The sequence below is a fragment of the Myroides odoratimimus genome, assembly GCF_004337635.1.
Lineage (GTDB): Bacteria > Bacteroidota > Bacteroidia > Flavobacteriales > Flavobacteriaceae > Flavobacterium > Flavobacterium odoratimimum.
This window is the reverse complement of sequence record NZ_CP037427.1, coordinates 1549626-1575176: the sequence shown is the minus strand read 5'-3', so window position 1 is coordinate 1575176 and position 25551 is coordinate 1549626. Positions and strand designations below refer to the sequence as shown.

Below are 25551 nucleotides of genomic sequence, written 5' to 3'. Positions count from 1 at the left end.
AAACGAGGTTTATAGAACATTTTAAGAATAAACAATAAATTATTCACTATATTATATTAAATTCGCAGTATAATATATAAAAACATGAAACATTTAATCTTCAGTTTTTTGAGTATACTTGTCCTTACTTCTTGTAAAAAGGCAAATACTATGGCAGAAACTTTGATTCTCAATGATACCATCAAGGTAGACCCTATGGAGGATCAAATAAAGATACACGTAGATAGTGCATCTATAGTTAGTCTTCCAAAGGATATCCAAAAGTTCTATGTAGAAAATTTATACCAAATCGGTTGGGGAAGAACAAGTAACCGAGAACAACTTCTAAAAGTACTTGACGAAGCATACTTAGATGGAATAAACAACTCAAAGTACAATACTGAAAAAGTTCATCAATTTCACAAAGATTATCAAAGGCTATCGGACCTAGATAAAGTACAAGCAGACTTTCTGTTCACTAAGGCATTTTTTAATGCGAGTAAAGACTTGTATAATGGTGTACAAAATCCTAGAAGATTATACAATGACTGGGATATGTTTCCAAAAGAGCTAAATACAGCTGCTACAATGCAACTCGCTTTAAGTAGAGGAACAATACAGACGACCTTTGATAGTTTAAGATCACCTCATAAAATATATGTCAATCTAAAAAATAAACTATCAAACCTATATCAACTGAATCAAGATACAATCAAAGCTGTGACAGCTAAGTATAAGTTAAATGATACAGTACCTGAGCTAGTGAATATTAAAAAACATTTAAACTTCTTGAGTTATTACCCTGATAGCCTATCAAAGGACTTTATCAATAACGAAGGAGTCGTAACTGCTTTAAAACAAGTTCAAAAAAATAGTAAACTAGTCGAGAACGGTGTTGCTGATAAGAAAACAATAGAGGCCATCCTAAAAGAAGAAGCTACTGTAAAAGAAAAGCTAGTAGTCAATCTAGAACGTTGGAGATGGTTCCCAAGAGATTTAGGTGATAACTATATCTTAATCAATATAGCTGATTATAGTTTAGTTGCGGTGAAGTCTGGTGATACTGTAAAACAACACAAGGTAATCGTAGGTACGACAGGTCGTAAAACGCCTATACTGAGCTCAGTTCTAAAGACAATTGTGATCAATCCAACATGGACAGTTCCTCCTACCATTCTAAAGAATGACTTAACACCTAAAGCTAGTGCTAACTTAAGTTACTTCTCTAATGCTAGATTTACAATCTACGATAAGAGCACAGGCAAAGTAGTAGCTCCAGAAAACTGGGATTCTAGCAAAGCTTCTTCTTATAGATATGTACAGAAAGCCGGTGTAGGTAACACATTAGGACGTATTAAGTTTATGTTTGATAACAATCACGCAGTGTATTTACATGACACTCCTAATAAAGCTAACTTTAATAGAGCTCAGAGAAGCTTAAGTTCTGGATGTATACGTGTAGAAGATCCTTTTGACCTAGCACAATTTGTATTTGATATACAACAGAATGAGATCTCTCAAGAAGAAATAAAAAAGATTCTTGATTCTCAAAATACTAAGAATATCACAACTAGTAAAGAGGCTGTACACATCCATCAGTTATACTGGACTATACAAGTAGATAACAATGGTAAGATAACTCAGTTTAGAGATGTCTATAAGTTTGATAACGATTTATACACTAAACTACAATAACAAAAAAACACCCATTAAGAATGAAATCTTAATGGGTGTTTTTCTTTATATAAAAGGTCTTACTAAACAAATTTTGACTTTAGCTCATACTGATTACTTGGATAATAAATAAACAGTAAAGATTTGTCTTTAATCATTTCTATTAAATCATCATTTACTTCTACAGGCACAGCTGGGCAACCATAACTACGTCCCAACTTCCCTTGAGCGCGTACTAAATCAGGTGAAGCATAATCCGCTCCATGGATTACAATCGCTCTTTCTCTAGCTTTATCATTAATCCCTGCTTCTAATCCATCTAATCTTAGAGAGAATCCATTTCTTCCGTTATATGTCTCTCCCGTTGTATAAAATCCTAAACTACTCATATGTGAGTTCACACGATTAGAAAACGTAGTCGCGTACTCTTCTCCTGTCTTCTTGCCATGTGCTACAAGTGATTGTAACAGAACAGCATTCTCTTTCATATCTATTACCCATAGACGAGGCTTAGCTGACGATAAACTAAAGTCAACGATAGTTAACTTCTCATTCTTAATCTTACCTGTTTCTAGCATTTTATAATACCCTTTCAGTGCAGCAGTATATACTGCTCTAGCAGGAGCATTATAATGATTTAATTCTAAACTAGAATACAAACTCTTAGCCGTACTTTCAAAACTATATTCTTCAGAATCTACTGTGTTATCTACAGTTTTTTCAATCACATTTGTATATTCATTCGACGTTGGTAAAGTATTACTTCCTACTACATTCCCAAAAAATGCCATTGAGGCAAATAACCAATAAAAATTCTTTTGTTTCATATAACCTTCTCATTTATAGTCTTTAATTCTAATTTTAGAAACGTAAATTTAAAAAAAATATTATACGACCAAAGGAATTTTTAATAATAAAAATATTTAATGCCGTTATTTCAAGAATCAAACATTGCCTTTTTTGAATAAGTATGCGTAAATTTGTATAACACAACTAATAATATTTAAAGTTTCACTATTATGAATAAGAAAGTAATATTAATGATTCTAGATGGCTGGGGACAGACTCAAGATCCTAAAGTATCAGCTATCGAGCACGCAAATACGCCATTTATAGACAGTCTATATACTAAATATCCTAATACATTTGTACTTACTGATGGACTAAATGTAGGTCTTCCAAAAGGGCAAATGGGTAACTCTGAAGTAGGACACATGAATCTTGGGGCAGGTAGAATCGTCTATCAAGATCTTGTAAAAATAAATATGGCAGTAGAAGATAACACTATTGCTAAAGAGCCTGCATTACAAGCAGCATTCGAATACGCAAAGACAAACAATAAAAAAGTACACTTCTTAGGACTGCTATCTGATGGTGGAGTACACTCTCATGAGCAACATTTATATGGTCTAGTAGATGCAGCATCAGCTGCAGGAGTATCAGATATCTGTATTCACGCTTTTACAGATGGACGAGATGTAGATCCTAAATCGGGTGCAAATCACGTACAACAACTACAAGACAGACTGAGCTTATCTACTGCTAAACTAGCTTCTGTAATCGGAAGATACTATGCAATGGATAGAGACCAGCGTTGGGAAAGAGTAGCAAAGGCTTACCATCTGTTAGTAAACGGTACAGGTATTCACTCTACTGATGCAGTAAAAAGCATTGAAGCAAGTTATTTAAATAATGTGACTGATGAGTTTATTGAGCCTATTGTAATGGTTGATGAAAACAATCAGCCGATAGGAAAGATTGAAAATGACGATGTAGTGATCTTCTTTAACTTTAGAACGGATAGAGGAAGAGAACTAACACGTGTATTATCTCAAGAAGATCATTCAGATCATGACATGAAGAAACTTGACTTGTACTTTGTAACGCTTACGAACTACGATGATACTTATAAGAATGTACATGTTGTCTATGACAAAGAGAACTTACACAACACATTGGGTGAAGTACTAGAAAAACATAGTAAAAAACAAATACGTATTGCAGAGACAGAAAAATATCCACACGTGACTTTCTTCTTCTCTGGAGGTAGAGAACTTCCATTCGATGGAGAACAGCGTATCTTATGTCCATCTCCTAAGGTAGCTACTTATGACCTTAAGCCTGAGATGAGTGCTTATGACCTTAAAGACGCACTTATTCCTGAATTGAAAAAAGGAGAAGCTGACTTCGTATGTCTAAACTTTGCTAACGGAGATATGGTAGGACACACAGGTGTAATGGAAGCAGCAATCAAAGCATGCGAAGCAGTAGACCAATGTGTAAAAGAAGTAATCACAACTGCTCTTGATAATGGATACACTACGATAGTGTTAGCAGATCATGGTAACTGTGAGGTAATGATCAACCCTGATGGTACTCCCAACACAGCACATACTACTAATCCTGTACCGATCATTATCGTAGACAATGATATCAAAGAGGTAAAGGATGGAGTACTGGGAGACTTAGCTCCTACTATTCTTAAACTAATAGGCATACCTCAACCAGAAGAAATGACTAGACACTCTCTAGTATAATATACAAAAAAAGCCACTCGATGAGTGGCTTTTCTATTTTATATCATAGACATTTACTTTCCTGTAAGCATCTTTTTCTTCATTTTACTAAAAAACTCAGGAGTAACCCCTAAATAAGAAGCTATCTGCTTCTGTGGCAGACAATACTTAATCTCAGGGAAACGCTCTAAAAAGCGTGTATAACGCTCTTCTGCAGGTAGTGATAAGTTGTCCATCAGTCGTTGTTGTGTAGCCACTAGTGACCTCTCTATAAGAACTCTGAAATAACGTTCTATCTTAGGCACTCTATCAAACAAAGCTAATTGATGATCTCTACTCAAAGTCATTACTATCGCATCTTCTACTACTTCTAGATAAGAGTTACCAGGTTTTTGAGATAAATAACTATACATATCAGCTATCCACCATCCAGATGCTGCAAAGCTAACAGTATGTTCTACTGCTTGATCATCTAGACAATAGTTTCGTACGATACCTGAAACGACAAAAGTAGAATTAATACATACTTCTCCTGCACTTAACAGCTTCGTTTTAGCAGGGTAACGAGTTACAGTAAATGACTCTAATATAATCTGTTGTTCCTCTTTAGTCAGAGAAACATGTTTAGCAAAACTCTGTAATAATATATCCACGATGACGAACTTTTATAAAGTATAAAAATAAACAATAATGCTCATTATAACTAAAAAAGCCTCATTACTAAGGCTTTTTTAACGATTATAACTTACGCTAATGCTTCTTTAATTCTTTTGAATGCTTCGATCAACTGGTCTTCACTAGTCGCATACGACATACGTATACAATCAGGATTCCCGAATGCCACTCCTGTTACAGTAGCTACGTGTGCTTTCTCTAACAGATACATAGATAGATCATCCGCATTATTAATCTTTACACCTTGAAGTGTCTTTCCAAAGAAAGAAGATATGTCTGGGAATACATAGAACGCTCCTTCAGGTATATTAATCTTAACTCCTGGAATCTCTTTTAATAACCCTACTACTAGATCTCTTCTATTCTTGAATGCCGCAACCATATCTTTTAATACGCTAGGGTCAGCCTCTACAGCAGTAATAGTAGCTCGTTGTGCAATACTATTAGCACCAGACGTTACTTGTCCTTGCATCTTAGTACATGCTTTAGCGATAAATTCAGGGGCACCGATATATCCGATACGGTATCCTGTCATCGCAAATGCCTTCGCAATACCGTTTACAGTAATCGTACGGTCAATTAAATTACCGATAGTTCCGATACTGCAGTAATTACCTGTAAAGTTGATATGTTCATATATCTCATCTGATAAGATAAAGATATTTGGATATTTCTCTAATACTTTAGCTATAGCTTCGAATTCCTCTTTACTATACACAGAACCACTAGGATTACATGGAGAGCAGAACCATATCATCTTCGTCTTAGGAGTGATAGCTGCTTCTAATTGTTCAGGAGTAATTTTAAAATCACTCTCTATACTAGTAGGTACTTCTACAGGAGTACCCTCAGCCATCTTCACGATTTCAGCATAACTCACCCAGTATGGAGCAGGAATTACTACCTCATCACCAGGGTTGATCATGACATGAGCTACATTGTATAACGATTGTTTAGCACCAGTAGATACAACGATCTGACTCGGTGAATAATTTAAATTATTATCTCTCTTAAACTTATTGCTTATTGCCTCTCTTAGTTCTTTATATCCTTCTACAGGAGGATACTTACTATAGTTATCTTTTACAGCCTGAATAGCAGCTTCTTTGATAAACTCAGGAGCATTAAAATCTGGCTCACCTAGACTCAAACTAATTACGTCTACGCCTTGTTCTTTTAACTCTCTTGCTTTCGCAGCCATTGCTAAGGTCTGTGAAGTAGTCAAATTGTTTATTCTATTAGATAGAAGTTGGTTGCTCATCTTGTTGTGATTTTAATGAAACTTAATCCCAAAGGTAATTATTATATCTCTATTAATCTGTGTTATCTTTTATTTATTCACGATAAAAAGCCTACTTTTGTCAAAATTTACGACATGGAAGAAATCTTAAAATATTTCCCTAATTTAACTCCTGAACAGATTGCTCAATTTGAGAAATTGGAAGAAGTATATACGGATTGGAATGCTAAAATTAACGTTATTTCACGTAAGGATATACATGAGCTATATACGAAGCATGTATTACATTCATTAGGTATCGCTAAGGTTATGGAGTTCCTTCCTGGAGCTAATATACTAGATGTAGGTACTGGTGGAGGTTTCCCTGGTATTCCTTTAGCTATATTATATCCAGAAACTAACTTTTACCTAATCGACATTATCGCGAAGAAGATACGCGTAGTTAATGAAGTAGTAAAAGCGTTAGACTTAAAGAACGTTAAAGCAGAACAAAAACGTGCCGAAACTATAGACGAGAAGTTTGACTTCATCGTAAGTAGAGCTGTTACGAATATGCCTGACTTCGTAGAGTGGATTAGACACAAAACGAAGAAAGAAAACAAGCATGAGTTTGACAATGGTATATTATACCTAAAAGGAGGTGACTTAACAGAAGAGCTTAAGGACTTCCCTAAAGCTGTTCAGTTTGACCTGACTAATATCTTCTCAGATGAATTCTTTGAAACGAAAAAAGTGGTGTACTTACCCTTAAAATATAAAGGATAAAAAGAAAGGGCCGTCTATAAGACAGCCCTTCTTCTTTTATTTACTGTGCTTAACGAATAATAAGCAAGTATTCGTATTTCTGTGTAGCAAGTGGTTTGCCACACTACCTAAGAATATCTCTTTAAATCCTGTAGTCCCCTTCACTCCCAATATCAGCATATCAGCCTTTTTACTGCGCGCATAAGCGATCAAGGATGCTGATATATTGCGCTCTCCAGCAGGCACTATATCAATATCAGAATAAGTAGCGTACTTCTTATTCCATTTCTCTTGTTTTTCTTTGATATCATCCTTCGTTACTTTCTCTAATTCTCTATTCGTCATCGTAGGATAGAACCCCATATAAGACTTAGAGATATGTACTGCAGAATGCTCTATCTTTTGCCCCTTCGAATTATTCTTAAAACGATCTGCCCACATCATAATATCACTCGTATATCGAGAGAAGTCTATCGCATCAATTACTGTTGTGATTGGTACTTTAAACGTATCTGGTACTAATAATAATGCTGAAGGGAATATACGTACCAGCTTATCAGCCAGCGCACCAGTACCCTCTAGTTCCTGTTTATTACCTAATACCATCAGGTCATACGAAGATTTCTTAGCTATATTCATAAAAGCAATCTCTGTATAACTCTCTACCGATACCAAGATTTCGAAATCATAACTCACTCCTGCTTCTGTGAAATACTGAGTAAGCTTATTCTTTATCTTCTCCTTAATAACAACAATGCTCTCTGGTTTAAGTAATTCCTTAGGTAACTCACCTACTTTAAGGTTGTGCACATACGTTACCTTATTTATATCTAAAATCTGGTCTAGCACTTGCATATATTGCAACAGATATTGATCCATTGTAGACAAGTCTAAACCAACTATTATATCTAATTTTTTATTTTTATCCATCCTTATTTGCTTTGTGGTTCATCTAATAGTTCTGCTATAATCTCCTTATAGCTCTTTTCTTCTTTTGACTTAGCCTTCTTAGACGATTTAGCTAACTCTTCTTTTAACCCTTTTTGTAAACTATAACACATCACCAGTAATATCACTGCAAAAGGCAGTCCTGTAATAATAACCGCAGTCTGTAGCGCATCCAGTCCTCCTCCCCATAATAATACGATAGCAATAATCCCTTGTGCAAAAGACCAAAAGACTCTCTGCCACACAGGAGACTCTCCATTACTACCTGAGGTAATATTATCTACAACTAATGAACCTGAATCAGAAGAGGTAATAAAGAAAGAGAAAATCAGAATAATCGCCACAATAGAAAGGAACTTAGTAAAAGGGAAGTTCTCTAAGAAGACAAATAATGCTGTAGACACATCAGCTTTAACTGCTGCTATCATCGTCACATCACCTGATAAAATAGTGTGCAATGCACTACCTCCGAAGACATTCATCCATAATAAGGTAATCAACCCTGGTACAATCAATACCCCTAATACAAACTCTTTCACGGTACGTCCTTTAGAGATACGAGCAATAAAACTTCCTACAAAAGGAGACCATGCAATCCACCAAGCCCAATAGAATATAGTCCAGACATTCTGCCAGCCAGAACCTAAGTAAGTATCATTCCATGTACTTATATCAATAAAATTAGCTAAGTACGCTCCTGTATTCTCAACATACCCTTTCATGATAAATAGAGTCGGCCCAAGAATAAAGATTAGCAACATAAAACTGGCTGCGATATACATATTGGCATTACTAAGTATCTTAACTCCTTTATCTAATCCTGAAAAAACAGAAATAGTAGCGATACCAATCACAAACAGAATAATCCCTGCTTGCATCATAGGACTTATCTCCCAACCATATAAATACTCTAAACCAGCTGTAATCTGTATTACCCCTAATCCTAAAGATGTAGATAATCCAAACACTGTAGCTAAAGCCGATAATATATCGATTATGTGTCCCCACCAGCCATGTATTTTCTCTCCCCAGAATGGGTAAAAAAGAGATCTAAAGGTCATAGGTAACTTTCTATTAAATCCAAAAAAGGCTAAAGCTAATCCAACCATCGCATAAATACCCCAAGCGTGTAATCCCCAGTGCAAACTCGTAAATTGCATAGCTTGTACAGCAGCTTCTATGTCTGTATCTACTGGTCTAGGCGTATTAAAGAAATGAGATACAGGCTCAGCAATACTAAAGAACATAATACCGATCCCCATACCTGTACTAAACAGCATGGCAAACCAAGACGCCTTAGTAAACTCTGGCTCTGCATCATCACCACCTAATCGTATCTTACCGAACTTACTAAAAGCAAGGTAGATGGCAAATATTAAAATAACATTCACTGTGACTACAAAGAACCAACCGAAGTTAGAAGTTACTGCTAATTGGGCAGCTGGAAACCATACTCCTACTTTTTCTGGAAAAAGCACACAAGTAAGGATTAATGCTACTATTAATAATATTGAAGTTATAAAGACAGGTGGATTAATAACCAATTGTCTATTATCAAGTAATTTTTTAAACATGAGTTATACTATTTAAATTAATAATGATAACCCAGTACTTTAAAGATAAAAAAGGATCATTTTTCAGTAATCGAAAAATAATAAAAGCAAAAAGATAATAGTTTTTACTCAGTCGTTTTATAAGTGTTATAGGTAAATAGTGTTCTCTTAAAAACGATCCTAATAAAAAGGGACTTTTTTCTGTATTCGAAAAAAGATAAAAGCAAAATAGATAGTGTATTCTTACTTAGTAGTATAGCCTGAATGACTCTTATCATGTCATTCTTCATCGGTTATACATTCCCAATAAAAAGCACTGAATTGTATTCTAGTGTAAATTAAAAAAGGCGGTCAACTCTTTTGCAACCGCCTTTTTATTATAATTTGATTATCCTAAGAAAGGATATTTATAATCAGTTGCAGGAACGAAAGTTTCTTTAATCGTTCTTGGTGATACCCAACGAAGTAGGTTAAGGATAGAACCCGCTTTATCATTAGTACCAGAAGCTCTAGCCCCACCGAATGGTTGTTGTCCTACTACAGCACCTGTTGGTTTATCATTGATATAGAAGTTACCAGCACAGTTTACTAATGCTTCTGTAGCCTCTACGATAGCATAACGACATCCAGAGAAGATAGCTCCTGTTAATGCATAGATAGAAGTCTCATCCACTAATTTTAATGTTTCAGACCATTTAGCATCTTCGTATACATAGATAGTTAATACAGGACCGAATAGTTCTGTTTCCATCGTTGCATACTTAGGATTAGTAGTTAAGATAACTGTTGGTTCGATAAAGTAACCAATAGATTTATCATATTTACCTCCTAAGATAACTTCTGCGTCAGCATCAGCTTTTGCTTGATCGATAGCTTTCGCTAATTTGTCAAATGAAGCTTCTGTAATCACAGATGACACATAGTTACTTGGATCTTCTGGAGAACCCATTTTGATAGTAGCTAGATCAGCAGTCATATACTCTTTCACTTGATTCCATAATGAAGCTGGAATATAAGCTCTAGATGCTGCAGAACATTTTTGTCCTTGGTATTCAAAAGCACCTCTTGTAAGAGCTACTGCTACCTCTTTAGGACAAGCTGATGGATGAGCTACAACGAAATCCTTACCACCTGTCTCTCCTACGATACGTGGGTAAGTTTTGTATTTATCGATGTTTTGACCGATTTGAGCCCACATACTGTTAAATACTCCTGTAGATCCTGTGAAGTGGATACCAGCGAAGTCAGGACTTGCTAATAACGTATCAGTGATCATTCCAGAGTTACCATATACTACGTTGATAACACCATCAGGTAAACCTGCAGCTTTAAACACCTCTACGATTACTCTAGCAGAGTAGATTTGAGTTGCAGCTGGCTTCCATACCACTACATTCCCCATCATAGCAGGAGCAGAAGGTAGGTTACCAGAGATAGCTGTAAAGTTAAAAGGAGTGATCGCATAGATAAATCCTTCTAATGGACGGTGCTCTAATCTGTTCCATACTCCATCTACAGAAGCTGGTTGCTCAGAATAGATCTGAGTCATATACTCTACGTTGAAACGTAAGAAGTCGATAAACTCACATGCAGAGTCGATCTCAGCTTGGTGTAATGTTTTTGCTTGAGCGATCATTGTAGCAGCATTGATCTTAGCACGGTAAGGACCAGCTAATAATTCAGCAGCTTTTAAGAAGATAGATGCTCTGTGTTCCCATGGCATTGCAGCCCATTTTTTTCTAGCCTCTAAAGCTGTAGCAATAGCTTTCTCTACTAACGCTTTATCAGCTTCGTGGTAAACACCTAATTTATGTTTGTGATCAAATGGAGGGAATAAATCTTTTGTATTTCCTGTTCTGATTTCTTCTCCACCAATGTATAATGGAATATCAACAGTTGTGTTGTATTGCTCTTTGAACGAGTTCAAAGTCAATTCTCTTTCTTTTGTTCCTGGTGCATAAGACTTAACTGGCTCATTGAACGCAGTTGGAACTTGATAGAATCCTTTTGACATATTACGCGTATTATTTATATAATTTCTAAATGAATAAGCACAAATATAACGAAAAAAAATGAAACCACTTTTCTCTAAAGCCCTAAAAACATCTCCTTAACGATTTCAAAACATTGACTATCAATAGTATTTTTGCCTCACTACATTCTTCTAACTACCTGTTATACTTAACTCTGAATACAAACCTATGTGCGATTAATAATTAGTTTTTACAATCACGCCAGAAGTAAATCAAAATATTTTTATGTAAATGAATCACAACCCATTAATATTCTTTAGAAAAAATAAAAAGCAAGTACCAAATCTATTTCAATTCAGCATGTATTGATCCACCACAGATAATTTTGTACTGATTTGCTAGGGGATTGCTTGCAGGTTTCTTGCACCTTTCTTCGAGAAAAACACCTTCTAGGCAAGGAAAGCCCAAGAAAACTCCTAGGAATCCCCTAAGAAGTGCAAGCAGAAGGTTATTATCTCATTCATAAATAGTAATCAAAATCAACACTCTCTTATCAGTTTAAAAATTTCAACAGCTACTTATGCTTTAGCCCATATATGCATATTGATATCGCGTTAAAATAATACCATTAGACACTTATAGAGTAAGATATTAAAACAACTAAATACCTCCTCTATCCTATTCACCATTTCTCACTATTACCTTACCACCTTTAACTTATAAAAAAACCACCTTTATGTAATTGCATAAAGGTGGTTGAAGCATTTTATTTTTAGTATACTAGCCACTCTATAAGAGTGCGTTCTTTATTATTTCTAATTCAATACGAAAGGGGCTACTAGCTTAAAGTTTGGGATTTCTACATTAAAATAAGTTTGGTTCGCTAGATTAAGTACCTCATAGAATCCCTGCATAGCTCCCATAGATGAATTTAAGACACATCCACTACTATATGTATATTTGGTACCAGGCTCTATGATAGGTTGCTCACCTACTACACCCTCTCCTTTTACTATCTGTACACTATTCAGCGCATCATATATCTCCCATAGTCGTCCTTTCACCTGGATATAATCAGTAGAGTTATTTTCAATTGTTATTTTATATGAAAAAGCATAGCATATCTTTTTTGATTTAAAAAAATTGCCTTCATATTCAGTATTTACAGATATTTTTATTCCCTTCGTCGTTTGTGAAATCATCTTTTCCATCTTAATAATTTACTATAAAAAACACATTGAATTCTTCGTTTTATCACAGTGTCTAATACACTATGTTCTCTGCACTTGCCTCACCTATACCAATTACTCTATCGTGTAAATCATTATTACCACGATAATAAACTAAAACTTGGTAGCGATTCGTTGTCATTGCATAGTTCCCATCTGGTGCAATGCTTGGATCAACAACACCATTTCGAACTGCTGTATAACTAAAATTAGTAAAACCTTGTTTCACTAAAATGATTTGTTCATAATATCCCTTCTCTTCGTTATACGTCATTTTGTTAGCAGGTACTAAGGCATAATCATTAAATAATCCTGTCACATAATAATCTATTCCTTTCTGTACATCCTCCTCTGGACAATAACTGAAATATACCCAACTATACTCCGCTTCTATATTCGGGTTTCTCCCATTGATATTTCTAGGATAGAAACTTCCATTAATATCAGGAAAATAGGTATATCCTTTACTTTTTCGGCTCTCGTTTGTATACAGATACGTGTTATAAATACCATTATCCGTAGTTACAGAACCGATCATATTATTCACTTGCTTAATATCACTATTGTCAAAGTTTAAGAACTGATTCCCTGCCCAGAATTGAGTCTCATTCTCGTACTTATAGATAAGGTCATTACCCATCGTGTACTGAGGCTTAATATTCGTCAGATAAGAGTCCCATCTCCCATTCTGAAAGATCGCTATCTTTATATTCTGAACTGGATTCTGGTATAACGCATCTCCTAATAACACACTAAACTCTACATTCTGTTTCGTCTCTATGACATCCAGGTTTCTAGTACGCTTAATCTGAATCGGTACATTGACCAAGCTCTCATATAAGACGAACTTCCTTCTAATTACTACTTCGTCGTCTTCATTATAAATTTCCAATACATAATTACCACTCTTCAATATTCTATAACGTTGAGCGGGAAGTGTTAACTGATAGTTGGTATAGTTCTGCAGTGTATTAAACGAGTTTTCATACGTCATAATACGCTGTCTGTCTAGTCCATCTATATATTCTATCTGCTTCAGTTTAGATGGAGTCCAGTCATAGTTATAAGCCTTGACACGATAGAAATAGTTACTATCATCTCCATACAAGTCATCAAAAACAAGTGTAAATCGATCTCCTATTTGAAAGAACGGCGTTACAGCTCTATTATTACTCATAAACCCTACTGACTTAATATAATCAGCAGTATAGTTCTGTGGAGATTGTGCCAATACGCACCCTACCCAAAGAAAAAAAAGAATAATAGACCAAACCTTATTTCGCATAATGACCATTTTAAACTAAACCGTTACTTCGTGCAAAAAAGATACAATTTTTTCGTTTAAAAAAACCATACTTTTCAATTTAAAGTCAGCAATATTAAATCTTTCTTGTTCATACTGTAAATGATCAGGTATGGCTACTACAGTCATCCCTGCATTCTTACCAGCTGTAGCGCCTGTGAACGAGTCTTCTACCACTAGACACTCTCTAGGCTCACTCCCTAGATTATGAGCTGCTCTTAAATACACATCTGGTGCAGGCTTACCGTGTTCTACATGATCTACAGAAACTATGGTTTGGAAGTAATCACGAATACCTAATCTCTTTAAAACTGTATTAATCAAAGATTCTGGAGAATTAGTAGCCAGACCAATCTTCACTTTTCTCTCTTTTAGAAAATTCAATGTCTGAATTACCCCTTCTTTTATTTCTCCTTCTGTACTAATTAACTCATCGACTCTATCAATCACCATTTGTTCCACCTCCTCAATACTCTTTCCTTCCCATGGAAACAGGCTATACCACAGCTCGGTCACTGCTCTAGTCGTTTTGCCTTGTGTTTGGATCGCAATCTCTTCATCCCAAGTAGCCCCCATAGAAGTAAACACCTCTTGTTCTGCTTGTTGCCAAAAGCCCTCAGAGTCTATTAAAACTCCATCCATATCAAAAAGTACAGTAGTAATCAATGTATTCTTCATAATCTTTCTAAATAAATACGAAGATACACAATAGGATATAGATAGGGTAGCCCTTATAAGGATACTTTAACTAATTCTCTAATCGAGCAATTAAATATTATGATTACTCTACTTAAAACAAACTGGGATAATCTCACCCTCTGCTAGACAGTATTTAGTTACTTCCTCTGAAGTAAGTTTATGAATAAAGTCTTCTTCTACTACAGTGAAGCCGATAGCTCTTAACTTATCAAAATAATCACGTCCGTATACACGTACATGATCGTATTGACCAAAGATAAGTGTGCGCTCTTTAGGATCTGTTATAGTATCATCCTGAAAAGTAGTTTCTCTAGACATATCTTGTGGGATTTGGAAGATTCCCATACCTCCAGGCTTAAGAATGCGATACAGTTCCTGCATGGCTTTCGTATCATCTGGAATATGTTCTAAGACATGATTACACAAAATCATATCAAAACTATTATCCTCAAAAGGTAAATTACAAATATCCGCCTTCACATCTGCCAAAGGAGATTCTAGATCGGTAGTTATATAATCTAAATTAGGTTGTTTTTTAAAGCGTTTATAAAACGCCTGCTCAGGTGCGAAGTGCAATACTTTTTTAGGAGTACTAAAGAAGTCGGTCTCGCGCTGAAGATAAAGCCATAATAGGCGGTGTCTCTCTAGTGAAAGTGTACTAGGAGAAAGGACATTATTGCGTTGCTTCGCATATCCATAAGGCAAGAAAGTCTTGAAACTTTTACCATCAATAGGATCTGTATACACATCCCCTTTTAGGTACCATGCCATCATAGGTCGAACAACGTAACTCAACCGAATTAATATCGGTCGAGGCACAATGTTCAATATTGTTTTGAATAACTTCTTCATTAATAGAAATGAGTAATTACAGAACTAATGGTTTAGCTCTAAACTCATCTTCTTCATTGCTAGTGATACCTAATGCTTGATAGATATATTGGTAAGTAGATAACAATTCTGGTTTACCATTTACTAATGCTACATCGTGTTCGAAGTGAGCAGAAGGTTTTCCGTCACGAGTCACGATAGTCCATCCGTCATTCAGTTGTTTGATATTACGAGTACCTAAGTTAATCATAGGCTCGATAGCTACCACCATACCTTCTACGAACTTCTTACCTTTACCAGGCTTACCGTAGTTAGGCATTTCTGGAGATTCGTGCATCTTACGTCCTAGTCCATGACCTACTAGCTCACGTACTACCGTATACCCTTCTTTCTCACAGTAGCGTTGGATAGCACTACCTACATCTTCTACTCTATTTCCTAATTTGAATTCTCTAATACCTACGTAAAGAGATTCTTTTGTAATCTGTAATAACTTTTTAGTAGCTGGATCTACATCACCTATCTCGAATGTATAAGCGTGATCTCCATAAAATCCATTCATCACTGTTCCACAGTCCACAGATACAATATCTCCTTCTTCTAAAGGACGATCTGTAGGTAATCCGTGTACAATCTGATCATTCACACTTGTCAACAAGGTAGAAGGACAACCATAAAGGCCTTTAAATCCTGGTACTGCTCCGTGATCTCTAATAAATTCTTCAGCTTTTGCATCAAGCTCTAAAGTCGTTACTCCTGGTTTTAGCTCTGTAGCTATCATACCTAATGTTTTAGAAACAAGCAATGCGCTTTGTCTCATCAACTCGATTTCTTCAAGAGTTTTTGGAATTATCATACCTTAAAATTTTATATCCTACAAAATTACACTATTACAGTTAATGAAAAAAATGATTAGCCACACTTTTTGCTTGCCTTATAAAGACTAATGCTTTACTTTTAAGGAAACATTTGTCTAAATACACAAAATTACACACAAAATGAATTACACAACAGCACAAGAAGCAGCTAAGCTGATCAAGTCAGGTGACAGAGTTTATGTACACGCAGTAGCTTGTACACCTAATCACATCATTGATGCTATTGTAGAAAGATCGTCCGAATTAAGAAATGTAGAGTTCTGTCACATACATACTTTAGGCAAAGCCCCTTATGCTGATCCAAAATATAGAGAAAGTTTCTTTGTGAATTCTTTCTTTACTGGTGGTAACGTTAGACACACTATACGAGAAGGTAATGGTACTTATACTCCCGTATTCCTAAGTGAGCTACCGATGCTGTTTGACAGTGGTCTTGTTCCCTTAGACGTGGCATTAATACAAGTTTCTCCTCCTGATGAGAACGGCTTTTGTACGTTAGGAACTTCTGTAGTTGCTGCACAAGCGGCTATTCGCACTGCCAAGATAGTTATAGCACAGGTCAATAAATTCATGCCTCGCACTTTTGGAGATGCGCTAGTCCACATCTCTAAGATTAACACCTTAGTACAGCATGATACACCACTTCTGACAGAATACAGTTCTGACTTTAGTGAGGTTGAAGATAAAATAGGACATCACATCGCCTCTATGATAGAAGATGGCAGTACCTTACAGATGGGGATTGGTTCTATACCTGATGCCGTTCTTCAAAAACTGAAAGGGCATAAGAATCTAGGATTACACACAGAAATGTTTGCAGATGGTGTTGTTGATTTAATTGAAGCAGGAGCCTTAAACTGTTCTCAACAAACTACTTCTAATGGCAAAGCTATCTCTACATTCTTTATCGGAACGGAGAGGCTATATAACTATGTAGACAATAATCCATTCTTTGAACTTAGAGAATGTTCATATACGAACGATCCATTTGTGATTCGTCAGAATCCTAAAATGATAGCAATTAACTCTGCTGTAGAAATAGATGTTACAGGACAAATATGTGCAGACTCTATCGGAGCGAATATCTACTCAGGTGTAGGTGGACAAGTTGACTTTATGAGAGGTGCTACGCTAAGTAAAGGAGGAAAAGCTATCATAGCACTTTCTGCTACTACTAAAAAAGGAGGAAACAAAATAGTTCCATTCCTTAAACAAGGAGCAGGAGTGGTAACGTCTCGTGCACATGCTCAATACATTGTCACAGAATATGGAGTAGCTGATCTAAGAGGTAAGTCTATTATAGATAGAGTACATGCTCTTGCTAATATTGCTCATCCAGATTTTAGAGAAGATATTCTAAGAGAATACTTTGACAATACTAGAAACAAATAACTGACATTTATAGATGTACGCTATTCTTAACCTACATTAAGCAATGGAAATCAGCCTATAACGTATCTTTGTAGTATTAAAATCATAAAGCTATGAACACAAAAATTATATACACAGCAGATAGTAGAGGATATGCTAACCACGGATGGCTAAAATCTCATCATACCTTTAGCTTTGCTAACTATCGAAACAACGAAAGAATACACTTCGGTGTGTTACGTGTACTTAACGATGATCAGGTAGCTGCAGGTATGGGATTCGGTACACATCCTCATGATAATATGGAGATTATATCTATTCCTTTATCTGGAAGTCTTTCACATAAAGATAGTATGGGCAATGGTACGATTATAAATGAAGGTGAAATACAAGTCATGAGTGCAGGAACAGGAGTTCAACACAGTGAGTTTAACCCTGATGAGAATAAAGAGAGTAAGTTCTTACAGATATGGATATTCCCTGATAAACTAAATGTAAAACCACGTTATGATCAACTAAAATTAAACAAAGAAGATCGCGTGAATCAATGGGATCAAATCCTTTCTCCTAATCCTGACGATAAAGGAGTGTGGATTCATCAGAATGCATGGTTCCACATGACTGATTTAGATCAAGGTAAAGAACTATCTTATGACTTAAAAGATAAGTCTAATGGTATCTTCTTATTTGTTCTAGAAGGAGATATTACTTTAGGTGAAGATACGCTACATAGAAGAGATGCTATTGGTTTTGATGGAGAAGATACTTTCACGATCAAAGCAAATGAAAAAAGCCAAATATTAGTCATGGAGATACCTATGGAACTACCTAGTTATCTTCAATAAATACCAATAAAAAAGCTCGCTATCATCTAGCGAGCTTTTTAAATATCTATATTAACCGTTTTTAAGGTTTCTTACTTCCTCATCCGTTAAATGTCTCCATTTACCTCTTGGTAGATTCCATTTTGTCAACTGACCATACATCACACGGTCAAGTTTAATAACATTATATCCTAAAGATTCGAATATAGCACGTACTAACTTCACATTAGATGCCTTTAGTTTAATCCCGATCTCTGTTTTAGGCTGATCATCTACATAAGATACTTCTTCTACAAATACACGACGCTCATCGATATAAACTCCTTTTTTAATCTTTTCTAGATCTTCATATTTAAGGTTCTTATCTAATGATACATGATATAATTTAGAAGAACGAGAATCAGTAGAGTTTAACTTCTGTAATAAGTTAGTATCATTCGTGAATAACATTAGACCAATAGTAGTCTTATCCATACGACCGACAGGAGCTAAAGGATATTTAGAAGCTCCTTTTAATAAGCTTAATACATTCTCAGCTGATACGATTGGCTCATTAATAGTAGCAAATCCTTTCGGTTTATTTAATAATACGTAAGTCAATTTTTCTGGAGTCAATACTGTTCCATCAAAATTAACGATATCCGTTTTCTTTACTTTATAACCTAACTCAGTAACTACTACTCCATTTACAGTCACATTTCCAGACACGATATAGATATCTGCCTCACGACGTGAACACACTCCAGAGTTACCGATATATTTATTCAGACGTACTTCGTCTGTTTCTTTAGGTGTATTTTTTACTCTTGGTTTACTATCAAATTTCTTTGTAGTATTAGCACCATACGTTTTATTTCCTTCTTTATTATTGTCAAATGATCTTTTCTTGCTATCATTTCCCCCATAAGTCTTTTTAGCTCCATCCTTAGAACCAAAAGACTTCTTTCCCGCTGCATTTCTATTTCCTGAGCGATTCGATTTATTATTTCCTGAATTCGACCTACCGTTATTCATATCTAAAGATTTTTGCAAAGATAGTTTTATTCTATGCATTTATTAATATAACTCTAAAAGTTTACACAACTTTTAATACTATAAAGTTTCTTCTAGCAGTACTTTGCCACTAATTACCACATCCGGGTCTATTAGCATAATCGAGAATACTCCTAATAAAATCAACAGTTTTAAACTAATATGTAAACTGTGATACTGTTCTATTTCCTTTGATGTCCATAATCTGTATAAGAACATGATTAATACAATAATACTTAGATAGAAGTAATATACCATGTACCCAAGATTCTCTTTATTGACTAAAAAATAGATCGGTATCAGTGTCAATACTGTCACGACTGTGATTACCTCTTTCGCTACTCTATCTCCAAATCGAACAGGAATAGTCTGATAATCATTAGCGAAGTCTCCTTTAATATTCTCCATATCTTTTATCAACTCCCTAATCAGAATAACTAAATACAGAAAAGCTGCATGTATGAAGATAGAAGGATAATAAAACCTGAAATGCATCAAGATACTAAAGAAAGGCAATATAGCTAATAAAGAAGCAGTAAGATTACCTATAATAGGATACTTCTTAAGCTTATGAGAATAAAACCACAACAGAAATATATAAGCAGAAAAGAATGCTGACACATGCCAAGACACTGGAAATACAATCCCCACAGCCAAAAAATTCAGCGCAAAATAGACACGTAATTTTGTAGCTTGACTCACTAGTCGATCTAACATAGACTTAATCGGCCTATTGATTAAATCTTTTTCTGCATCATAAAAATTATTAATGATATACCCTCCTGCGATAGCTAAGGAAGATCCAAAGATAATTAGAAAGAGTTTCCAATCTAAAATTACGTCTAACGCCCTAAGTTCAGGTGCAAATATAAAGATAGACGCTAAGTACTGTGCTAGTACTATAATAAAAATATTATAACCTCTCACAACAGAGAACAAGCTGAATATTTTAGCTAAGAGTAGTTTATTTTTCCTAGATAACATTATCTCTTGTTTCAATTTTATATCGCTACTGCGAAAGGTTATAACATCTATTTTTTCATATCTGAATTAGAATTGATATACAACTTCTAATTTATAATCTTTTAAAGACTCTTTTGCCTTTTCGATATCAGCAGTAAATCCTAAGATATAACCACCTCCACCAGAGCCACATAATTTTAAATAGTAATCGTTAGTCTCGATTCCTTTTTGCCATACACTGTGGAATTGCTCTGGAATCATTGGCTTAAAGTGATTAAACACTACATTAGACAATAACTTCGTATTACTAAATAACGATTTCACGTCTCCTTTTAAGAAGTTCTCTACACAAGCATCTGTATATTTCACGAACTGATCTTTCAACATCTGACGGAAACCTTGATCTTTTAGGTTCTCCATAAAGATTGTAATCATCGGTGCAGTCTCTCCTACGATACCCGAATCTATTAAGAACACAGCTCCTTTTCCATCTACGCTTTGAGAAGGAATACCTGCTGGCTCGATATTATCTTTAGAATTGATTAGGATAGGCAGGCTTAAATAACTGTTTAGTGGATCTAACCCTGAACTCGTTCCATGGAAGAATGCTTCCATTTTTCCGAAGATTCCTTTTAATACTAAAAGTTTATCTTTAGTCAAGTTCTCTAGAACAGTAACTTTATCATAAGCATACTGATCATAAATAGCAGCTACTAATGCCCCACTACTTCCTACACCATATCCTTGTGGAATACTAGAATCAAAGTACAATCCTTGTTCTATCTCAGCGTTTAAACGCTCTAGATCAAACTGTACTAAAGTAGGTTCTTGCTCTTGCAAATCATGTAGATATGCTGCAAAGTTTTTTAAACTCTGATTAGACTTTAAAGATACTCCTTCTAGATTCTCTTCCATCTTTAATGCTCCCTTATAGAAATTATAAGGAATAGACAATCCTTTAGAGTCTTTAATAATCCCATATTCCCCAAAAAGAAGAATTTTTGAATAAAATAATGGTCCTTTCATAGCTGTTATTGTAAATTCACGTTGCAAAAATACACATAATATTCTCACACCGTCTTTTTTACTACTTTATTTTTATAAATATCTGTTTTTAAAGCCATAAACACAATGTCTACACCCATTTTGGCAACACTGTCCTTTCATTAAATGATACAATTCTGTGAACACAAAATACTCATTTTCCATGTAATAATGCACTCCTTCTTCCATCTCACTTCTGCGCTTAGGAAAAAGCTTCCCTTTTGAAGAAATAACCATTTCATCAAACTTAGACAAGCAATTATTACATAAACATTTATGAAAAGAGCCTGCTAAAAAGACACGTGTATCATTAGATATATTCACCTGAGTACAGTCACATTGTTTGATATCATCTGTATTACAAATTATCTCTGTCTTACAATGCGTACACACTCTATTCTTTCCCATACTTCTATTACTTCATTGTTGCAAAATTATAGAACTGCATTTTTCCAGTACCTTCTATTTCTACATTATGTTCCACACGTTGACCATTTGCTCTCTCTAGTGTCATCTTGATTTGATTCTGACCTAACTGTAATGGTATTCTAGCATAGTTAACCTGTGCAGGTAATGTCTGCCAGTTACGCGTATCCGCTTTTTCAGAGAATAGATTAAACAACTGTATTCCTAAGCCGATAGCTTCTAATGCTGCATTCGGATCTCCATTTTTACCATTAGACTTCGCGACAGCTTTTACAGAATATTCAGCAGCTTTCTTCACTGCTACTCTAGTCAATATTTGCCCTAATTCTTTACCTGCGCGTTCTTTTAGTGTTAGTACGGCAAGCGCATCTATATCTTCTGCTTTTTCGAATCTAGTATTTGAAGCTCCATTAGCCTGAATCTGAGCACTTGTATAAGGTGGTGGTTGTACGATATACTTAGGATAAGCGATATTCACACTGTGTATATCATTTAGGTTAGTCTTACCTGCAATACCAAAATCTAATGGAATCACAAAACCTAACGCATTTGTAAACACTAGACTACCACTGTCTCCTTTAGCTAATGTAAAGAACATATTCTCAGCCTCCTTAATAGGTGCACGTCCATTTTCCCAAAAGATAACTAATTCTCCTCCTGGAGCTTTAGCTTCTCTTGTGTACTTTAGATTAAACTGCTTCTCGAACTTTGTTAAGTCCCCTCCGAAGCCATTTGCATCAGCCATACGCATCACATCGTACTGCAGATTCTTAGGCATTGCTACACCATAATATGTACCATCCTTAGAACTCTGGTATACTTCTACGGCATTTCTATATGCAATAAAAGCATCGTTATAATTACCACTATACTCATAGATCAGTCCTTGCAGATTCAGAGAGAAAGCATCCTTAGAATAACGTGTTGCTTTATCCTTATACTTATCACCCTGAGAGTAGTTCTGTAAAGAAATACGTCTAGCCTCTACTATCGCATCATCTATTCTTCCCAGATGCATATAGTTAAGTGCTTTGTAGTAATGAAGCATAAAGATCTCAAACTCTTCTCCTTTATAATTTTGAGACATTGAGTTAAGGAATAATCCTACAGCGATATCCCCTGTAGTTGACAATCCGTCTTCTACTAGTAAATCTGCTTGGTTAAAATATTTATTACTAGACTCATAGTCTCCTTTTAGGTGTGCTACCCTCCCTTTCTCCATATAAAACAGCAATAGATTTCGAGGCTTTTGTAATAAAGCATTTTTATCTAATGCCTTTTCAGCTAGATCATATTCTGAGGCACCTACCTTCTGATAATAGTCTGTTATACGATCGTGATAGGTAGCACATCCAAACACGAAAAACATCACTGCAAAGAGCAATGATGTTTTTATAACAGAATATATGGCTCTACTTGAAACCATCTATTTTACTTTAAATTAGTTTTTTACGTACTTAGCGATTTTCTTTTCACCAATCCAAACCACTTCACTTGTTTGAATATTTGTCAACTCTAAGTTAACTTGGTAATAAACCACTTTTTTCTTTTTGTGAGAATCTACGATAGAATTGATAGAACCTTGTAACATAAAGTCAGCTCCTTGTTCTAAACCGAATTGTTTCATAGATGATGCTGATGCATTCGTTTGTTGATCTGCACGTTCACCACGTAATTCCTCACGTTTTTTACCACCTTGAACTAAACGTACTCTTTGAGAACGAATAAATGCTTGTTCCACATCTTTTACGAACGTCTCAGCTTCAATATGCTCATGGCTTTTATTATAAACCATACCTACAATAACCACAGGCTTCTCTCCTTTATTCTCTTCACGGAAGTTAAAGATCCATGGCTCTTCTAATATCTGCTGAGTCATTTGGTCAGCTACTTCTCTAGAGTCAGAGTTATTCCATCTTCCACTAATGTCGATAGTTTCTTCTGTACTTACTCTAGTTACTTGACGTCCACATGATGTAATAGCCAGTCCTGAAACAGCTAATATTGCAGCTAATGCTATACGTTTAATTTGCATAATCCTATTATTTGTTTTTCTTTATGTTTTTTTCCTAATTCTTAAATAGAGAACCACCAGTTACCAGTTCTAAAACCAATATTAGGTCTCCATGTATTCCAGTTATTCCATCCAGAGTAATATCTATTATAGTTACCATAATACCCATTGTCATAGCTATAGTAACTTCTACCATATTTAGCACGAGCCATGCGTTCTTCATGTCTCCATTGCTTTTTCTGAGCTTTGCGCTCCATCTTAGCCTCGTACCAATCGTACGCTTTATAAGTATCCTGTACAGTAGTACTTAAAGTCGCAGTCAGAGAATCTTTCTGTGCCATATACTTTACCATACTTACTCTATAATTCGGGTTTTGATCTGGTGCTAACTCTTGTGCATAAGTTGCTTGACTAAATAGTAAGCTACCTAGTGCTAAACCAAAAATTGTCATTAACTTTCTCATATCTTCAATATTTATATTAGTATATGCAATTAGCATACCGTAGTATAAAGTTACAAAAAATTATTTAATTATTTCTGAACCGAATCCAACTTTATCATCTATATACTGTTCATTCTGACAGAACTGCGCCAATTCTTGTCTTATAAATGTCTGAACAAAGTCTTTGTCCCCTTCTGGGTATAGAACGTGTACATTTGCCCCAGCATCAAGTGTAAAGCACACATTGATTGATGTTTTTTCTCTAAATGCCCAAATTTTCTCGATGATCTGAAGCGTATTTGGCTTCATTAAGATAAAATAAGGCATAGAAGTCATCATCATTGCGTGTAGAGTCAATGCTTCGCTTTCTACTAACGCTACAAACTCCGTTAAATTACCTTCTATTAATATTTTTTTCAATCGAGCTAGGTTCTCATGAGCTTGTTCAAAGCGTTGCGCTGCATAAGGGTGATTGTGCATCAGATCATGTCCCACTGTGCTAGACACTTTCTTCTCTCCTTTATCCACTAGCAAGATAGTATCACAATACCCCTTAAAGATAGGGTGTACCTCAAAAGGGAAATTCACTCCATATAAATCTGTACTTCCAGGTATATCGCGTTGTTCTCCCCATACTACTACACTACCCGCTATACTTCTACATGCACTACCTGAACCAAGACGAGCTAAGAAAGAAGCTTTCTGGTCAAAATAGTCTTCTGTCATATCCACATTCAACTTTCTTTCTAATGACATAATATTCACTGCCATCGCTGCCATACCAGACGCAGAAGAAGCTATCCCTGAGCTATGAGGGAACGTATTTTTAGTATCTATCGTGAAGTGATAATACTCGATATAAGGACAGTATTTTAGAATTCTCTCAAAAAACTTCTGAATCTTCGGCTTAAACTCTTCTTTAGGCTGTCCTTCAAACAAAAGATCAAAGCTGATCCCTTTATCCGCTTTCGCACTATAGCTTAATGTCGTTTCTGTCTTACAATTGTTTAAAGTAAAACTCAAAGACGGGTTAGCAGGAATCTGATTCTCCTTTTTACCCCAATACTTAACTAAAGCGATATTACTAGGAGAGCTCCATGAGAATGTCCCCTCCTTTACTTGATTAACATCTATATCTTGGCTAAAAATAAAGTCTTCTATATTCATTGTTCATCGATTTCTAAACAACAAA

At 35.4% G+C, this 25551-nt stretch carries 24 protein-coding genes; 5 read left to right on the top strand and 19 right to left on the bottom strand.

Annotation, left to right across the window (positions count from 1 at the left end):
• The first annotated feature begins 150 nt into the window (after positions 1-150).
• Positions 151-1674: a L,D-transpeptidase family protein gene (locus tag E0Z07_RS07290; protein ID WP_006257470.1), complete on the top strand. Its 1524-nt coding sequence runs from the start codon at positions 151-153 to the stop codon at positions 1672-1674.
• 62 nt (positions 1675-1736) lie between these two features.
• On the opposite strand, the gene E0Z07_RS07285 is transcribed toward E0Z07_RS07290, so the two are convergent.
• Positions 1737-2480: a murein L,D-transpeptidase catalytic domain family protein gene (locus E0Z07_RS07285; RefSeq protein ID WP_006257472.1), complete on the bottom strand. Its 744-nt coding sequence runs from the start codon at positions 2478-2480 to the stop codon at positions 1737-1739.
• A 192-nt stretch (positions 2481-2672) separates the two neighbouring features.
• Between E0Z07_RS07285 and gpmI the strand changes: the two genes are divergently transcribed.
• On the top strand, positions 2673-4190 hold the full coding sequence (gene gpmI / locus E0Z07_RS07280; protein WP_006257473.1) for a 2,3-bisphosphoglycerate-independent phosphoglycerate mutase: 1518 nt from the start codon (positions 2673-2675) through the stop codon (positions 4188-4190).
• A gap of 53 nt (positions 4191-4243) precedes the next feature.
• Here the strand turns inward: gpmI and E0Z07_RS07275 are convergent, their stop codons facing one another.
• Positions 4244-4822: a Crp/Fnr family transcriptional regulator gene (locus tag E0Z07_RS07275; RefSeq protein ID WP_006257474.1), complete on the bottom strand. Its 579-nt coding sequence runs from the start codon at positions 4820-4822 to the stop codon at positions 4244-4246.
• A 92-nt stretch (positions 4823-4914) separates the two neighbouring features.
• Positions 4915-6105, bottom strand: coding sequence for a pyridoxal phosphate-dependent aminotransferase (locus tag E0Z07_RS07270; protein ID WP_006262731.1), 1191 nt, complete (start codon positions 6103-6105; stop codon positions 4915-4917).
• Between the two features lie 114 nt (positions 6106-6219).
• Between E0Z07_RS07270 and rsmG the strand changes: the two genes are divergently transcribed.
• Positions 6220-6849, top strand: a complete 630-nt coding sequence (gene rsmG, locus E0Z07_RS07265) for a 16S rRNA (guanine(527)-N(7))-methyltransferase RsmG (protein ID WP_006257476.1) — start codon at positions 6220-6222, stop codon at positions 6847-6849.
• A gap of 36 nt (positions 6850-6885) precedes the next feature.
• Here the strand turns inward: rsmG and E0Z07_RS07260 are convergent, their stop codons facing one another.
• The 8 genes from E0Z07_RS07260 to map form a co-directional block, all read right to left on the bottom strand.
• Positions 6886-7758, bottom strand: coding sequence for a universal stress protein (locus E0Z07_RS07260; RefSeq protein WP_006257477.1), 873 nt, complete (start codon positions 7756-7758; stop codon positions 6886-6888).
• Between the two features lie 2 nt (positions 7759-7760).
• A complete protein-coding gene (locus tag E0Z07_RS07255; RefSeq protein WP_131540520.1) occupies positions 7761-9350 on the bottom strand; it encodes a BCCT family transporter in 1590 nt (529 codons plus the stop codon).
• A gap of 367 nt (positions 9351-9717) precedes the next feature.
• The gene (gene pruA / locus E0Z07_RS07250) at positions 9718-11343 is read right to left on the bottom strand and encodes an L-glutamate gamma-semialdehyde dehydrogenase (protein WP_006266256.1); all 1626 of its coding nucleotides are present in this window, start codon (positions 11341-11343) and stop codon (positions 9718-9720) included.
• A 774-nt stretch (positions 11344-12117) separates the two neighbouring features.
• Positions 12118-12513, bottom strand: a complete 396-nt coding sequence (gene apaG / locus E0Z07_RS07245; protein ID WP_006262728.1) for a Co2+/Mg2+ efflux protein ApaG — start codon at positions 12511-12513, stop codon at positions 12118-12120.
• Positions 12514-12565: 52 nt separating this feature from the next.
• On the bottom strand, positions 12566-13816 hold the full coding sequence (locus E0Z07_RS07240; protein WP_131540519.1) for a type IX secretion system plug protein: 1251 nt from the start codon (positions 13814-13816) through the stop codon (positions 12566-12568).
• A 15-nt stretch (positions 13817-13831) separates the two neighbouring features.
• Positions 13832-14512 carry a hexitol phosphatase HxpB gene (hxpB, locus tag E0Z07_RS07235; RefSeq protein WP_006257483.1) on the bottom strand — a complete coding sequence of 227 codons (681 nt, stop codon included), beginning with the start codon at positions 14510-14512 and terminating at the stop codon, positions 13832-13834.
• Between the two features lie 108 nt (positions 14513-14620).
• Positions 14621-15385 carry a class I SAM-dependent methyltransferase gene (locus E0Z07_RS07230; RefSeq protein ID WP_006257484.1) on the bottom strand — a complete coding sequence of 255 codons (765 nt, stop codon included), beginning with the start codon at positions 15383-15385 and terminating at the stop codon, positions 14621-14623.
• 16 nt (positions 15386-15401) lie between these two features.
• Positions 15402-16220: a type I methionyl aminopeptidase gene (gene map, locus E0Z07_RS07225; RefSeq protein ID WP_006257485.1), complete on the bottom strand. Its 819-nt coding sequence runs from the start codon at positions 16218-16220 to the stop codon at positions 15402-15404.
• A 142-nt stretch (positions 16221-16362) separates the two neighbouring features.
• Here map and E0Z07_RS07220 point away from each other — a divergent pair, with 142 nt between their 5' ends.
• Positions 16363-17634 (top strand): acetyl-CoA hydrolase/transferase family protein, encoded by a 1272-nt coding sequence (locus E0Z07_RS07220; RefSeq protein ID WP_006257486.1) that lies wholly within the window; start codon positions 16363-16365, stop codon positions 17632-17634.
• Between the two features lie 92 nt (positions 17635-17726).
• Positions 17727-18458: a pirin family protein gene (locus tag E0Z07_RS07215; RefSeq protein WP_006257487.1), complete on the top strand. Its 732-nt coding sequence runs from the start codon at positions 17727-17729 to the stop codon at positions 18456-18458.
• A gap of 51 nt (positions 18459-18509) precedes the next feature.
• Here E0Z07_RS07215 and E0Z07_RS07210 read toward each other — a convergent pair whose 3' ends face one another.
• From E0Z07_RS07210 to E0Z07_RS07175, 8 genes are all read right to left on the bottom strand, one after another.
• Complete coding sequence (locus tag E0Z07_RS07210) at positions 18510-19451, bottom strand: pseudouridine synthase (RefSeq protein ID WP_006257488.1); 942 nt, start codon at positions 19449-19451, stop codon at positions 18510-18512.
• 78 nt (positions 19452-19529) lie between these two features.
• Entirely contained in the window at positions 19530-20453 is a 924-nt protein-coding gene (locus E0Z07_RS07205) for a geranylgeranylglycerol-phosphate geranylgeranyltransferase (RefSeq protein WP_006257489.1), read from the bottom strand.
• A gap of 66 nt (positions 20454-20519) precedes the next feature.
• Complete coding sequence (locus E0Z07_RS07200) at positions 20520-21458, bottom strand: mevalonate kinase family protein (RefSeq protein WP_025125731.1); 939 nt, start codon at positions 21456-21458, stop codon at positions 20520-20522.
• A 72-nt stretch (positions 21459-21530) separates the two neighbouring features.
• Positions 21531-21884 carry a cysteine-rich CWC family protein gene (locus tag E0Z07_RS07195; protein ID WP_006257491.1) on the bottom strand — a complete coding sequence of 118 codons (354 nt, stop codon included), beginning with the start codon at positions 21882-21884 and terminating at the stop codon, positions 21531-21533.
• Between the two features lie 7 nt (positions 21885-21891).
• A complete protein-coding gene (locus E0Z07_RS07190; protein ID WP_006260535.1) occupies positions 21892-23328 on the bottom strand; it encodes a COG3014 family protein in 1437 nt (478 codons plus the stop codon).
• 15 nt (positions 23329-23343) lie between these two features.
• The gene (locus E0Z07_RS07185; RefSeq protein WP_006257495.1) at positions 23344-23937 is read right to left on the bottom strand and encodes a penicillin-binding protein activator LpoB; all 594 of its coding nucleotides are present in this window, start codon (positions 23935-23937) and stop codon (positions 23344-23346) included.
• Between the two features lie 41 nt (positions 23938-23978).
• Positions 23979-24380: a hypothetical protein gene (locus tag E0Z07_RS07180; protein ID WP_225581570.1), complete on the bottom strand. Its 402-nt coding sequence runs from the start codon at positions 24378-24380 to the stop codon at positions 23979-23981.
• Between the two features lie 60 nt (positions 24381-24440).
• A complete protein-coding gene (locus E0Z07_RS07175) occupies positions 24441-25526 on the bottom strand; it encodes a diphosphomevalonate/mevalonate 3,5-bisphosphate decarboxylase family protein (RefSeq protein ID WP_006257499.1) in 1086 nt (361 codons plus the stop codon).
• Between the last annotated feature and the right edge of the window lie 25 nt (positions 25527-25551).

Bases quoted from the DNA above. Each gene is read 5' to 3' on its own strand.
- rsmG (WP_006257476.1), top strand. From the start codon at position 6,220: ATGGAAGAAATCTTAAAATATTTCCCTAATTTAACTCCTGAACAGATT.
- E0Z07_RS07220 (WP_006257486.1), top strand. From the start codon at position 16,363: ATGAATTACACAACAGCACAAGAAGCAGCTAAGCTGATCAAGTCAGGT.
- E0Z07_RS07180 (WP_225581570.1), bottom strand. From the start codon at position 24,380: ATGAGAAAGTTAATGACAATTTTTGGTTTAGCACTAGGTAGCTTACTA.
- E0Z07_RS07185 (WP_006257495.1), bottom strand. From the start codon at position 23,937: ATGCAAATTAAACGTATAGCATTAGCTGCAATATTAGCTGTTTCAGGA.
- E0Z07_RS07255 (WP_131540520.1), bottom strand. From the start codon at position 9,350: ATGTTTAAAAAATTACTTGATAATAGACAATTGGTTATTAATCCACCT.
- E0Z07_RS07230 (WP_006257484.1), bottom strand. From the start codon at position 15,385: ATGAAGAAGTTATTCAAAACAATATTGAACATTGTGCCTCGACCGATA.
- hxpB (WP_006257483.1), bottom strand. From the start codon at position 14,512: ATGAAGAATACATTGATTACTACTGTACTTTTTGATATGGATGGAGTT.
- E0Z07_RS07190 (WP_006260535.1), bottom strand. From the start codon at position 23,328: ATGGTTTCAAGTAGAGCCATATATTCTGTTATAAAAACATCATTGCTC.
- E0Z07_RS07240 (WP_131540519.1), bottom strand. From the start codon at position 13,816: ATGCGAAATAAGGTTTGGTCTATTATTCTTTTTTTTCTTTGGGTAGGG.
- E0Z07_RS07175 (WP_006257499.1), bottom strand. From the start codon at position 25,526: ATGAATATAGAAGACTTTATTTTTAGCCAAGATATAGATGTTAATCAA.
- E0Z07_RS07260 (WP_006257477.1), bottom strand. From the start codon at position 7,758: ATGGATAAAAATAAAAAATTAGATATAATAGTTGGTTTAGACTTGTCT.
- E0Z07_RS07200 (WP_025125731.1), bottom strand. From the start codon at position 21,458: ATGAAAGGACCATTATTTTATTCAAAAATTCTTCTTTTTGGGGAATAT.
- E0Z07_RS07290 (WP_006257470.1), top strand. From the start codon at position 151: ATGGCAGAAACTTTGATTCTCAATGATACCATCAAGGTAGACCCTATG.
- E0Z07_RS07285 (WP_006257472.1), bottom strand. From the start codon at position 2,480: ATGAAACAAAAGAATTTTTATTGGTTATTTGCCTCAATGGCATTTTTT.
- apaG (WP_006262728.1), bottom strand. From the start codon at position 12,513: ATGGAAAAGATGATTTCACAAACGACGAAGGGAATAAAAATATCTGTA.
- E0Z07_RS07270 (WP_006262731.1), bottom strand. From the start codon at position 6,105: ATGAGCAACCAACTTCTATCTAATAGAATAAACAATTTGACTACTTCA.
- pruA (WP_006266256.1), bottom strand. From the start codon at position 11,343: ATGTCAAAAGGATTCTATCAAGTTCCAACTGCGTTCAATGAGCCAGTT.
- E0Z07_RS07205 (WP_006257489.1), bottom strand. From the start codon at position 20,453: ATGTTATCTAGGAAAAATAAACTACTCTTAGCTAAAATATTCAGCTTG.
- E0Z07_RS07195 (WP_006257491.1), bottom strand. From the start codon at position 21,884: ATGGGAAAGAATAGAGTGTGTACGCATTGTAAGACAGAGATAATTTGT.
- map (WP_006257485.1), bottom strand. From the start codon at position 16,220: ATGATAATTCCAAAAACTCTTGAAGAAATCGAGTTGATGAGACAAAGC.
- E0Z07_RS07215 (WP_006257487.1), top strand. From the start codon at position 17,727: ATGAACACAAAAATTATATACACAGCAGATAGTAGAGGATATGCTAAC.
- E0Z07_RS07210 (WP_006257488.1), bottom strand. From the start codon at position 19,451: ATGAATAACGGTAGGTCGAATTCAGGAAATAATAAATCGAATCGCTCA.
- gpmI (WP_006257473.1), top strand. From the start codon at position 2,673: ATGAATAAGAAAGTAATATTAATGATTCTAGATGGCTGGGGACAGACT.